Annotated in this window: 5 protein-coding genes and 2 pseudogenes; all 7 read right to left on the reverse strand. The window is 44.1% G+C overall.

Translation table 11 applies throughout. The features are described from left to right. Window positions 1–5: 5 nt before the first annotated feature. On the reverse strand, window positions 6–1,655 hold the full coding sequence (locus Q5C82_RS04990) for an AMP-binding protein (protein ID WP_003220181.1): 1,650 nt from the start codon (window positions 1,653–1,655) through the stop codon (window positions 6–8). A 42-nt stretch (window positions 1,656–1,697) separates the two neighbouring features. Continuing rightward, window positions 1,698–2,840 carry an acyl-CoA dehydrogenase family protein gene (locus Q5C82_RS04995; RefSeq protein WP_003220182.1) on the reverse strand — a complete coding sequence of 381 codons (1,143 nt, stop codon included), beginning with the start codon at window positions 2,838–2,840 and terminating at the stop codon, window positions 1,698–1,700. Window positions 2,841–2,930: 90 nt separating this feature from the next. Then, a pseudogene (locus Q5C82_RS05000) lies at window positions 2,931–3,128 on the reverse strand (DUF5367 family protein); the annotation flags it as partial. Further along, window positions 3,125–3,268 (reverse strand): annotated as a pseudogene (locus Q5C82_RS05005) (GNAT family N-acetyltransferase); the annotation flags it as partial. The pseudogenes Q5C82_RS05005 and Q5C82_RS05000, both read right to left, overlap by 4 nt. A 78-nt stretch (window positions 3,269–3,346) precedes the next feature. Continuing rightward, window positions 3,347–4,879, reverse strand: a complete 1,533-nt coding sequence (locus tag Q5C82_RS05010; RefSeq protein WP_003220185.1) for a glycoside hydrolase family 10 protein — start codon at window positions 4,877–4,879, stop codon at window positions 3,347–3,349. Window positions 4,880–5,033: 154 nt separating this feature from the next. Further along, the gene (locus Q5C82_RS05015; RefSeq protein WP_003220186.1) at window positions 5,034–5,426 is read right to left on the reverse strand and encodes a DUF1360 domain-containing protein; all 393 of its coding nucleotides are present in this window, start codon (window positions 5,424–5,426) and stop codon (window positions 5,034–5,036) included. Between the two features lie 169 nt (window positions 5,427–5,595). Next, a complete protein-coding gene (locus Q5C82_RS05020; RefSeq protein ID WP_003220187.1) occupies window positions 5,596–13,428 on the reverse strand; it encodes a non-ribosomal peptide synthetase in 7,833 nt (2,610 codons plus the stop codon). Window positions 13,429–13,443: the final 15 nt, after the last annotated feature.

Here is a 13,443-nt window from a genome sequence, read left to right on the forward strand (position 1 = left end):
TCACCTCATTGACATGATGATAAGTTGAACATTTCAATCGTTTTTTCACGCAGTTTATATTTTTGAATTTTGCCTGAAGCCGTCATCGGATACTCGTCTGTAAAAATAACATAACGCGGAATTTTGTGGCGGGCGATTTTCCCTTTGCAATAGTCCTTAAGTTCTTCAGGCGAAGCGGTTTTTCCGTCTTTCAGTTTAATCCAGGCTGCGGCCTCCTCTCCGAATTTGGCGTCAGGCACACCAACGACCTGTACATCTAAAATATCAGGGTGCCGGTATAAAAATTCTTCGATTTCCCGCGGGTAAATGTTCTCACCGCCTCTAATGAGCATGTCTTTTAATCTTCCGGTGATGCGGCAGTATCCGTCTTCGTCCATGACAGCAAGATCTCCGGTAAACAGCCATCCATCGGGATTGATTGCTTTTCTGGTCGCTTCTTCGTCTTTATAATAGCCTTTCATAACGTGATAGCCGCGGGTGCAAAGCTCTCCCTGCCCGCCTCTTTGAACTTCTTGATATGTCCCGGGTTCTACAATTTTCACTTCTGCATGCGGCAGGGCGCGGCCGGTTGTTTCGACTCTCCTTAAGAAGGAATCATTTGCCCTCGTTTGCGTAATGACCGGTGATGCTTCGGTTTGTCCATAGGCGATCGTAATGTCTTTCATGCCCATCTTTTCAATAACAGCTTTCATCACTTCACTTGGACAAGGAGACCCAGCCATAATGCCTGTTCGGAGGGTCGATAGATCATATGCATTAAAATCCGGATGATGCAGCTCGGCGATAAACATGGTCGGCACACCGTGGAGCGCTGTGCATTTCTCTTTTTCTACCGTTTTAAGGACGGTCACGGGATCAAATTCTTGTACAGGTATCATGGTTGCTCCGACGGACACACACGCTAAAACCCCAAGCACGCATCCGAAGCAATGAAAAAACGGAACCGGGATGCACATGCGGTCTTGAGAGGTTAATACCATACATTCAGCGATATTGGCAGCATTATTGATAACATTAAAATGGGTCAGCATTACCCCTTTAGGAAACCCTGTCGTTCCTGATGTGTATTGCATGTTAATCACATCGTCTTTTTCAAGGCTGTTCATTCTGGCTTCCAGCTCAGCATCCGACACTGTTTTCGCCAGTATCTCTGTATCGTCCCAATGATACATACCCGGAAAACGTTTATCGCCAATATAGATCAGCGTTTTTAAAAAGGGGTATCGTTCTGATTTCAGCTGGCCAGGTTCTGTTTCTTGCAGCTCTGGAATGAGGCTCTTCAGAATGTCTGTGTAAGAAGTGCCCCGATATGAATCCATGACAATAAGAGCGGTAGCATCCGATTGCTTTAACAAGTAATCGAGTTCGTGTGCTTGATAATTAGTATTGACGGTCACGAGCACAGCTCCGATTTTGGCGGTGGCGAACTGAACGGCAAGCCATTCGAGGATATTCGAAGCCCATATGGCTACGTGGTCTCCTTTCCCAATCCCCATCCGCATGAGTCCTTTAGCGGTTCGACGGCACAGACTGTCAAATTGAGCGTACGTATAGCGAATTTTTCTGTCTGGATAAACAACCGCTTCTTGATCGGGATAGGTTTCAGCGATTTGTTCCAGCAGTCTGCCGATTGTGGAATGGATGAGTTCAGCCATGAATTGTTCCTCCTTTCTAAGTAATTAGAAAGCGTTTACATTTCATTTCAATAGCTGTCTGGCAATCACGATACGTTGAATTTCAGATGTGCCTTCCCCGATTTCCATTAATTTTGCGTCCCGCAGCATCCGTTCTACCCCATATTCCTTCATGTAGCCTGAACCTCCATGGATTTGAATGGCTTGATTGCAAGCTCTTGTCGCCATTTCAGATGCAAACAGCTTGGCATATGCTGCTTCTTTTGTGAACGGGCGGTTATGGTCTTTCAGCCAAGCGGCTTTTAACACCATTTGCCGTGCAAGGTCAATTTCCATCGCCATGTCAGCAAGCTTAAATTGGATGGCCTGAAAGGAAGAAATCGGCTGTCCGAACTGCTTTCGTTCTTTCGCATATGCCAATGATGCTTCAAGTGCCGCTTGGGCGATGCCGACTGCAAGAGCAGCAATGGAGATTCGTCCGCCGTCCAGCGTGTATAGAAACTGTTTAAACCCTTTTGTTGGATCGCCGAGTAAGTTGCACGCAGGCACTCTCACATCCTCAAGCAAAATTTCCGCTGTATTTGAACCGCGGACACCCATTTTATCGTACGGGCTCGTAATCGTAAGTCCGGGTGTGTCAGTTGGCACGATCAAAGCGGAGATGATGTTTTTTCCTTCTTTGCTTTTGCCTGTTACTGCGGTTACAATTACCGTTCGTGCGTAACTTGCATTCGTGATCCAGCACTTTTCACCGTTAATTACATACTTATCACCATTTGTAATGGCTTTCGTTTGAGTCCCTCCTGCATCTGAGCCGGCATTTGGTTCCGTCAGGCCGAATGATCCGAGTGCTTTGCCTGAAGCAAGAGGAGTCAAATGCGCCCGTTTTTGTTCTTCTGTTCCAAAGTAATAAAGAGGACTTGCACCGAGCGAGACCGCTGCAGCGTAGCTTAATCCAGTACTGCCGCAGGCTTTGCCGATTTCTTCAACCGCTAAGGCATATGAAATCGTATCGCCGCCTGATCCTCCGTATTCTTCGGGAAATGGAATACCCATCAGCCCGAGTTCACCCATTTTTTTAAATGTTTGTATCGGGAACTCGCCCGTTTGATCTACATGTTCAGCGTGAGGAGCGATTTCTTTTTTCGCAAAATCCTTTACCATTTCACGAACCATTTGTTGTTCTTTTGTCAGCTCAAAATTCACTTAATTTCCTCCTTCACATCTTTGTAACATCCTATTAGGCGAGTTCTGTAATCATTCCCTGACAAAAGAAGTCTGAAAATTAAAACTGAGTCATTTTTGACGTGCAAACATCAATGGGATAAGCAAATACATGCGATAGGCGCATACCATCCATCTGGCAAACGCAATGGCCTGTCCCTTTGATAGCGTCGGAAAGATAATGGGATGGCTCCAAAGGGAAACCGTATTAATCAATAAACCGACCGCTGATCCCCATATGCCCAGCTTGATCACCGCGTATTGATTTTTAAGAGGACGTTTTTTGAAGCCTCGTTTGCTGGCATGACTTCAGCTTGACGTCTATTTACATTGACTTTCTCAAATAAAAATGAGACAAGTATGCGGACGGATTCAGTAGCAAAGCCTTTCTCCCAGTATTCTTCAGCCAATCGGTTCATCATAAGTATCCTGTTTCTCAAAAAAACTTATTGAAAAAAGACGACTTAGAAAGCCGTCCTTCTCATTTCTTACTTTGTCTTTCGTTTGGAGGCCTTGCTTTCGTTATGAAGCCGGTCTGCTGAAGTGACATAATACGTATACTTCTTGTTTGGGTCTGCCGTCTCATCTAGGAAGGTTTGCTGCTCATTTGTTTTTCTAGCAGCTGCCAGCAATGTTTTGTGCTTTTTCCCTTCGGCTCTGTATATCGCAAAATAGGCTGTTTCTTTCGTTTTTTGATTTGATGGGTGGTCTTTAATGTGAAGAAGAATGCCATTTTTATCCTCGGTGACTTTCGTAAGCTTCGGTTTTTTGGGGGCGGTACTGTCAAGCCAAGGCATTTGCGGAACCAGTGCCGGCTTACTGTAAAGCTCGGTGATGAGCCTGTCTTTGATGCCAAACGGATTTTTGTTGAGGTCTTTGAGGCTGAAATGCATGCTTCCTTTCACAAGCTCAAGCTGACGGTTCAAGGTGATTTGTCTCACATACTCCTCGGGGTCGGACCATGGTGGATCAAAGTTGTTATTGATTTTATAGGCTGCCTGGCCAATATATAAATGTACAGGCCTATTTTTGACTTCATTGCTCCACCAATCAGCCAGTACGTCGTAAGCTGCTGCGTTGAAGCCGATGCTCCAATAGATTTGCGGGGCAATATAATCGATGTCGCCTTCTTGGATCCAATGTCTCGTATCTGCATAAAGGTCGTCATAGTTCCTGACGCCTGCTTTGGTATTCGATCCGGTTGGGTCATCTGCCGCGTTTCTCCATACTCCAAAGGGACTGATACCGAATTTGACATATGGCTTTGCGGTTTTAATTGTTTGGTTGATTTGTTTGACAAGCTGGTTCACGTTATCCCGCCGCCAGTCATCAATATTGGAAAAAGTGCCTTTTCCGTATTGTTCATACTGAGCGTGATCAGGAAATTCCTGTCCGGCTATTTTATAAGGGTAAAAATAATCATCCATATGAACGGCATCGATATCATAATGTTTTACCACTTCTTCAATACCTTTGACGATAAAATCTCTCGCTTCAGAAATGCCCGGATGATAATAAAGCTGGTTTCCATAAGCGGCAACCCAGTCTGGATGCTGTCTTGCCGGGTGATCCTTAGACAATTTATTGAGGTCCGTATGATTCATGGTAATCCGGTAAGGATTAAACCATGCGTGAAATTCTAAATTTCGTTTATGGGTTTCTTCAATCATAAATGCAAGCGGATCATAGCCCGGGTCTTTCCCTTGGACACCGGTTAAGTATTCAGACCAAGGTCCGTAAGCGGACGGATAAAAAGCATCTGCCGTCGGTTTAATCTGAACAATAACGGCATTCATCCCCATTTTTTGTACATCGTCCAGCAGTTTGATATACTCTTGCTTTTGCTCTTCCACCGGCAAACCTTTTTTTGACGGCCAATCAATGTTTAATACGGAAGCAATCCATACGGCTCTCAGTTCCCTGTCAGGCTGCGCATTGGCCATAAATGGAACGGAGATGACAAACGTTCCGATGATCAAACTGACAAGGAAACGGACAATCGACTTTTGACAAACCTTCATTCTGTTTCTTCTCCCCCATTACATCTCTTTCACTATTCGCTATTACGGTATTCCCGGGCTGTAAAAGGGTGCTTAATCGGATTGAAGAAATCAGGATTTATGTCTATATCACCAGATAAACGAAAAAAGTCCTGAAGCATTTTGTTCCGCTGCTTTAGGACTTTTTATCATTTATCATGGTTTGCAGGCTCTTTAATACATCAATGAGTTTTACGCCGACACCGACAGCTGTTTCAAGAATCGCCTGTGCTCCTGCGATGGCTAAAATAAAGATAACTGGAACTGCAATACGAGGCAAAAAGAGATAGCCCAGTCCAATCAAGATGGCACACCAAACGCCGGCACACCAGTAGCAATTGAGCATGTATCCAAAGTTAGAAGCCGGCACGCTTTTTTCATCTACATGCCCGTTTTGATCAACGATTCTTTTCTTTTTCATAAAAGGTTTTCGGATAAATTCCGTGATTTTGTCGAATACAATCAAATGTGTCAGCCTGTAACTGGCTAGAATCAACATGATAAAAGTAAGCAAAGAAAGACGATCCATGATAAGCCTCCAAGAAAAAGGATGATGTTATCATTCCCAAGTGTCTTCTATCCATTCTTAATACAAAAAGAAAGACGGACAGAGAATGGCCCCTGTCCGCTAATCCGCTGCTTCATCATTCAGCAGGTAAACTTTATGGGTGAAGTTAAAGCGTTCTTCAACCAGCACCTTATGTTCGATCAGATTTTGTGCGACTCATATATGACAGTTGTTCATGAGGTACAAGCTCACCAAGTTGCTGCTCTTCAATGCATTTCATGATAGATCGAATCGTACTCATGTTCTCTTCAATATATTGAGGGTCAAATATTGTAACGTGGTCTCCCTTTAATTCATATTCCTTGTAATTGTGAGCGGTTGAGTGCGTCCATCCTCTTTCGGTCATATCGTCGCATAACAAGTGATGAATGTTGGCGTTGATGGTGCCGGAATTGATCAGTTGATTATGATATGCAAGATAGCCTCTAATTTTTTCTTTTATCGAAGGAATGGTTAATAATTCTCTATAATAAACCGGAATAATATCCAGATTTAGATGGATGATCTCTTCTACTTCCTTTTCAGATAAATGAGTCACCGAAGTGGTGATTTGAGAGTCCAGCATAATCACATCAGATACGGTGCGTCCTCGCTGCTCCAAGGCTTTGGCCACTTCAAAAGCCAAATTCGATCCTGAAGAATATCCAAGCAAAACAAATGGTCCTTGTTCTTGAATGTCTATCATGCTTTCTGCAAACCGGTCAATTATCGGTTTCTTATAGGATGGGTCTTCTGTAAAATCAGCGGCATAGACAACGCAGTCGCCATCAAGCCTGTTCGCCATTTCATTATAAACCAACCCATACCCAATTAATGGAGGAAAACAAAATACAGGGATCGAACCGTTTTGATTCAACTTGACGAATACGTTTTCCGTCTTGGACGGTAAAGCCGCGGCTTGAATAGCGTGTGCCATAGTTTCGATAGTAGGGGCTTCGTAAACGACGTGATAATGCAATTTGATTCCCATAACCTTGTTAATTTGATCAACTAATTGTAATACTTTGAGTGAATGGCCGCCAACGTCAAAGAAGTTATCTTTAATCCCCAGCTCAGAATGAGCCAAAACTTCTTTCCATATTTCAGCCAGCTGCTTTTCAATCAACGTTCGGGGAGCAGCATATTCGGTTCCGGCCAGCATATTTCCATCAGGAGCGGGCAAAGCTTCTCGATCGATTTTGCCATTAGCTGTTAAAGGCATTTCCTCTATCTGTACAAAGTAGGCAGGAATCATATAAGCGGGCAGTTTGTTCTGCAATTGCTGCTTGAGTTGGAGCGTTTTTAATGATTCGTCTCCTGTCACATAAGCACACAACTGGTTGGAGCCCTCTTCTTCGACCGCGATGACGACAGCTTCTTTAACAGATTCCACTAGCAATAAAGCCGCTTCGACCTCGCCGAGTTCAATACGGTAGCCTCGGACTTTCACCTGATGATCGATTCGTCCCAAATACTCCATATGCCCATCCGGCATCCAGCGGGCGGCATCGCCCGTTTTGTACATTCTCTCACCTGCGGCAAACGGATGTTCAACAAATTTTTCAGCCGTTAAGTCAGGACGGTTCAAATATCCCCTGGCTACTCCTGCTCCGCTAATATACATTTCTCCGGGGACGCCGATCGGCACCGGTTTCATACCCGTATCCAGCAGATAAATGTTCATATTGGCCGCAGCCGTACCAATTGGCACCGATTCCTGTCTGTCTTTCTTTGGATCGTAGAGATAAATCATACATCCGACTACAGTTTCCGTTGGCCCGTATTCGTTAAAGATTTCAATTTGATCTTGAAATTGTTCGCTGATGTTTTGTGCCAGCCGTGTACTTAAATTGTCGCCTCCGACAATCATTTTCCGGATCGTGCACTCAGGCGAGATGTTCATTTCTTTCAATAACTGCAAATGAGCCGGGGTCAGCTTGATAATATCAACCCTGGAATCCTCAATAATGGATGAAAGCAGAGTCGTCCTGTCTTTATCTCCGTAGACAATTATGGCATTTCCGCTGATGAGTGGTGTAAAAATAGATGTTACCGTTAAGTCGAAAGCAATGGATGAATATAGCGGGAAGGTCGTTTTCTCACCTTTTACATACACCCTGTCAGCCCACCAAATATAATTGGTTAAGCCTTGATGCTCGATTAATACCCCTTTAGGCTTTCCTGTAGAGCCCGATGTATAGATGACATACGCCAAATCTTTTATATTGCTGATCCGCTCAAGATTAGAGCGCTCCTTGTGATAAGAATTTTCATCATCCAATAGAACGATCGTGCCTTCATGGGCCAATCGCTGCTGAAGATGGCTCTGTGTCAAGACAATTTCTGTTTTAGAGTCGTTTAATATATATTGTATTCGCTGCTCTGGATAGTCCGGATCAATAGGCACGTAGGCGCCGCCGGCTTTTAATACGGCCAGAATTCCCACAACCAGTTCGATGCTGTGGTCGCTGATGATAGCTGCGGTTCGGTCCGACCTCACTCCCTTGGCCCTTAAGGTTCGTGCCAATTGATTGGCTTGTTCATTTAATTGGCGGTAGGTCAGTTTCTGATCCTCAAAAACAATGGCGATCTGCTCAGGCGTTCGCGCCGCTTGTTCCTCAAACAATTGATAAATTGTTTTTTCCTTTGGATACTCGGTCGCCGTATCGTTAAATTTTTCTATAAGGAGCGAACGCTCATCTTCCGAAAGTATATCGAGTTCTTGAACATGAACCGCCGTATCGTTCACCATTTGCTTGATGATTTCCATAAAATGCGCTTGTATCCGTTCAACAGTGGCTTGATCATAAACATTGGCATTGTATACAAAATGCATTTCCATATCTTCAGCCGGCATCACAATGAAATTAAAATCGTAATGAGTATGTTCTTCCAAATGGAAATCACTAATGTCTAAGACGTCGTGATCCCGCTTCATATGCTCCATTTGTTTCTCGACCGGGTAATTCTCAAATACCATAATATGATTGATCAACTGCTGCTTTTGTTCGGTTTGAGCCTGAATTTCATACAATGGAAATGTATCGTATGGTTGAGATGCCAGTGCATGCTCCTGGTTCATTTTCAATACTTGTGCAACTGTCATCTCTGGTTGAGCACAAACGCGTACGGGAATGGTATTAATAAATAAGCCTACCATTGATTCAATACCCGGAATGTCTGCCGGCCGGCCGGATACGACAGTGCCGAAAACGACATCCTGAGTACCGTTATATCTTTGCAGCAACAAGCCCCATGCGGTTTGCATCCATGTATTAACGGTGACATGATGTTGGCTTGCGGCTCTTTTGATCTCCTCTGTGAGCTGCTTTCCGAGACGGCACGCAAGTTTTTGTTTTTGATATCCTCTGGCCTGATCGGAAAATGGTTCTTTCAACAAAACGGTTTGCCCTTCATAATCGTCCAAATAATCCCGCCAATAAACTGCAGCTTGCTCGTGATCTTGTTCATCCAGCCATTCGATATATTGTCTGTACGGCGTCACGGCATCACGCTTCGGTTGCCTACGTTCAATAATCGCATAATAGGTTTCAAACACTTCTTTCGTTATCAGCGGCAAGCACCAGCCATCCATTAAAATATGATGGAAGCTCCAAATCAATCGTGCTTTTTCTTCATCGGTTCGCAGGATCGATACGCGCATTAAAGCATCGCGGATAAGATTGAATCCCCGCTCCTTATCTTTTCTCGCAAAAGCCGCAATGAACTCGCTGCGTTGATCAACATTCATATCGCGAATATCTTCAACGACAGTTTCAATCGGCTTATGCCGGAGCACAATTTGCAAGGGCTGTTCTTTCCATTCGGTATAAAATTGAGTTCGAAGAATGTCATATCTTTTGGCCAGCTGCGACAAACTCATCATAAAAGCCTCGATATCCAAGAGGCCTTTCAAATCAAAAGCCGCTTGTTCAAAGTAAGCACCAGAAGCCGAATCAATTAAACTATGGAACAACATTCCCTTCTGCATAGGGGTTAACGGATATATATTTTCAATTTCGCCAAGATGCTGAGCTTGTTGCACAAATTGATCTAGTTCGTCGATAGATATTTCTTTTAACGAAATATCGCTTGGTGTCAGCTGAACTTGATCCTGGGCAGTACAATGTTCGATGACTTGTCGCAAACTGCTTTTTAACAGATCGGCGCATGTTTCCATTGTTTCTTTATGATATTGTTTACCACAGTAACTGATTGCCAGTGACAATCGTCCGTTTGAAATCATGCCGTTAATATCAAGGGCATAGGTGAGGGGATGCTTGTCGCTGGCTATTTTCCCGCTGGAGTAAGGTGATACCTCGATACTCCCATTTTGTAAATCTTGATCAAATTGTCCCAGAAAATTAAAACTGATTTCCGGTTGTCCGGTAAATTCCCGATCCTCTCGGTGATCGGATAAATACTTAATTATGCCGTAACCTATTCCTTTTTGGGGAATCTTACGCAAATGTTCTTTCACGGTTTTAATCCGCTGCGAGATATCATGATCTGCCTTGATGGGAAGGAATACCGGGTATTGACTCGTAAACCAGCCTACTGTACGTGAAATATCGAGGTCTGGAATTATAGACTCTCTGCCATGTCCTTCAAGATGAATGAGAATGTCTTCGTGTCCAGTCCAACGATGAATAGCAATTCCCAGCCCGGTCAGCAATAAATCGTTCATTTCAGTCGTATAAGCTCGATGAGCGTTTTTTAATAACCGCTCGGTTTCCTCTGCCGTCCATTGGACGATGATCGTTTCCCGGTCTTCGGCCAGTCCGATTTCCTGCTCGTTATCCTTTGGCAGTTTAGGTAATGGAATATGTTCATGCTGGAACCAGTATTGATTTTTCATTTCAAACTCCGGACTTTCTGCATAACGTTTCAACTGTTCCGCCCATAACAGGTAGGAATCCGTTTTCTTTGGAAGCTGGATCGCTTCTCCGTTTAGCAGCTGCTCGTAAGCAGCCGCTATATCTTCGATTAATATTCTCCATGAAACGCCATCGATGACCAAATGATGGGCCACAATCAGCAAATGATCTCCATCCTGACACTGGAATAATCCCAGTTTTATGAGCGGGCCTTCAGCTAATTGAATGGATTGCTGAATCTCATTGGATAATGTTTCGATCGTTTGGGCAACATTGTTTTCTTCGAGTAATGAGAACACTTCAAGACTGAATAGATCCCCTTCGTCGATCTCCCGATTTCGAGCTTCGTATCCATGTTTTGCAGGAACATAGACCATGCGCAAAGCATCATGATGCTCGACGATCTTTCTCATGACTTCCCGAAGCATCGGTACATTTAATCCCTCTTTCCAATAAAGCATGACCGCTTGATTATAGTGGTGCAGATCGGGGTATCGCTGGTCAAAAAACCAATGTTGAATAGGCGTCAGCAAAGCCGGACCTTTGATTTCTCCTTGCTCTGCAACACGGGTAACCGGCTCTACATAGGGAACAAGTTCAGAGATCGTTGGATATTTAAACAAGTGTTTGATTTCAAACTTATACCCGGCTTGGTATAATCTTGAGGACACTTGAATCGACTTAATGGAGTCCCCCCCTAATTCGAAGAAATGATCCGAAACTCCGACCCGTTCTAAGCCTAATACTGACTCCCACGTTGCGGCTAGTATTTTTTCCAGTTCTGTCCGCGGAGCTGTATAGTCCATGCCTGTGAGATTCTCTCTCGGAGAAGGCAGTGCCCGGCGATCTATTTTTCCATTCAAAGTTAGCGGCATTGCTTTCAGCTGAATGAAATAAGCAGGTATCATATAGGAAGGAAGCTGTCTGGATAGATGTTCCCGAAGCTCGCCAGCCGTTAAAGTATCGTTTGCGGTGTAATAGGCGCACAGGGATATTTCCTCGTTGATTTCTTGTGCTAGAACGATGGATTCCTGAATGGACGGGATATGGAATAAAGCGGCCTCGACTTCGCCAGTTTCAATCCGATAACCCCGAATTTTCACCTGGTGGTCGATTCGGCCCAAATACTCGATATTTCCGTCCGGCAGCCACCTTGCTAAATCTCCCGTCCGGTACATCCGCTCTCCCGCTGAAAACGGGTTTTTTACAAATTTCTCCGCCGTCAGCTCTGGACGGTTCAAATAGCCCCGTGCAAGTCCATCTCCCGCTATGCACAGTTCTCCTGCCACACCGACTGGCTGCATATATCCGGCCTGTAATATATACAATTGAATGTTTGAAATCGGCTTGCCTATTGGAACCGAGTTATACCTTTTGTCCGCCTCGCATTCAAAGTACGATACATCGATCGTTGCCTCAGTCGGTCCGTACAGGTTGATGATTTGAGCATGGCTCACCGGTGTTATAATGCGCTGAAACCCGTCCACATGTTTGGGTGTTAAGGCTTCGCCGCTTGCAAACACATATCTTAACGACGCCAGCTTTCGCTTTAGCTTGCCGCTGGGCGTCTGTTCCATTGATTCCAGAAAAGCATGCAGCATCGCTGGTACGAAATGCAATGTGCTGACACCTTTTTGTTCAATCGTATCCAATATCAACTCAGGGTTTTTTTCTCCTCCGTTTGGTAACAATACCACTTTAGAGCCTACGATCGACCACCAGAACAATTCCCACACCGATACATCAAAAGTGATCGCGGTTTTTTGCAGAATAGCATCCCGTTCATCCAGCGGGTAATTTTCCTGCATCCACACCAGTCGATTGATCACTGAGCGGTGCTCCACCATAACTCCTTTCGGCTTACCTGTTGATCCTGATGTATAGATGACATATGCCAACTGATTCGGACCGGAAATCGATTCCAAGTTTGAACCGTCTTCGCTGAAGGTTTGCGGATCTTCCATATCCAGCACTTTCCCCGTAAAAGGCACTTTCTCCCGCAAATGATGTTGCACCAATAGCAACTTTGTATCTGAATCTTCCAATATGTATCGAATCCGTTCCTCAGGATAGGTCGGATCAATCGGCACATACGCACCACCAGCTTTCAAAATCCCAAAGAGCCCTACGATCATTTCCAGGGAGCGTTCGGCCATAATTCCAACTGGCTGATCCGGATGCACACCTTCGGATTGCAGCGTTCGAGCGATCTGATTCGCCTTTTCATTCAGTTCCTGGTACGTCAGCTGGTTTTCCTCGTACACGACAGCCACTTGATCCGGCGTACGATTCGCTTGTTCCTCAAACAATTGATGAATCGTTTTTTCTCGCGGATACTCGGCCGCCGTTTGATTATAGTCTTTAAATGTATTAATTTCCGTGTCAGTCAAAATATTAAGCTGGCTAATGGTGATGTCGGGTTGAAATAGTATGATGGAAAAAAGGCGATTTAAATGTTCGATTACTTGCATCATATACTGACGATCATAAGCTTGTTCGTTGTAAGTTACTTTTAAATGAATAGCATCATTCTTGATGTCAAATTGAAATAATGTATCTGAAGCAGCAGTCTCTTTAAAATGGATGAGGTGAATTTGATCTAATGATACGATAGCAGGGATCATTGGCAAATGGTTGGAATTGTAGTTTAAATTTAATGGACCGACCATTTTATCAAAAGGAACATCCTGATGTAAGATGGCATCGTTCAGCGTATGTTTGAATTCATTAAATATGGATTTAAACGTACTGTTCTCATTTATGTTTTGTTTGAGCAACATGATTTGATCCAAACGAAGGTCTTCATCGGTTTCGTCTTCGAAGGTTGGAACACCAACAATAATACTCTCTTCCCCTGTATATTTGTGCAAAAGGCACTTGATACCAACCAGGAGAACCAAATAAACAGCCATTGGTGATTGATTCGCCATCGTCATGATACGCAGGGATACATCGGATCTCAATGAAGTGTGAATGCTGTTAGAGGTGTTTAATGCATCGTGCTCTAATGCTGAGTCCGACATGTGAAACGAAGGGAATGCAATGAGACGATCTTCCGCGTCGAACATGTTGCTCCAGAACAGTTCCTGTTGTTTAAATTCTGACATTTAAATCCCTCCAGT

It is taken from the genome of uncultured Bacillus sp., assembly GCF_958411575.1.
GTDB lineage: Bacteria > Bacillota > Bacilli > Bacillales > Bacillaceae > Bacillus > Bacillus spizizenii.

Bases quoted from the DNA above. Each gene is read 5' to 3' on its own strand.
- Q5C82_RS05020 (WP_003220187.1), bottom strand. From the start codon at position 13,428: ATGTCAGAATTTAAACAACAGGAACTGTTCTGGAGCAACATGTTCGAC.
- Q5C82_RS04990 (WP_003220181.1), bottom strand. From the start codon at position 1,655: ATGGCTGAACTCATCCATTCCACAATCGGCAGACTGCTGGAACAAATC.
- Q5C82_RS05015 (WP_003220186.1), bottom strand. From the start codon at position 5,426: ATGGATCGTCTTTCTTTGCTTACTTTTATCATGTTGATTCTAGCCAGT.
- Q5C82_RS05010 (WP_003220185.1), bottom strand. From the start codon at position 4,879: ATGAAGGTTTGTCAAAAGTCGATTGTCCGTTTCCTTGTCAGTTTGATC.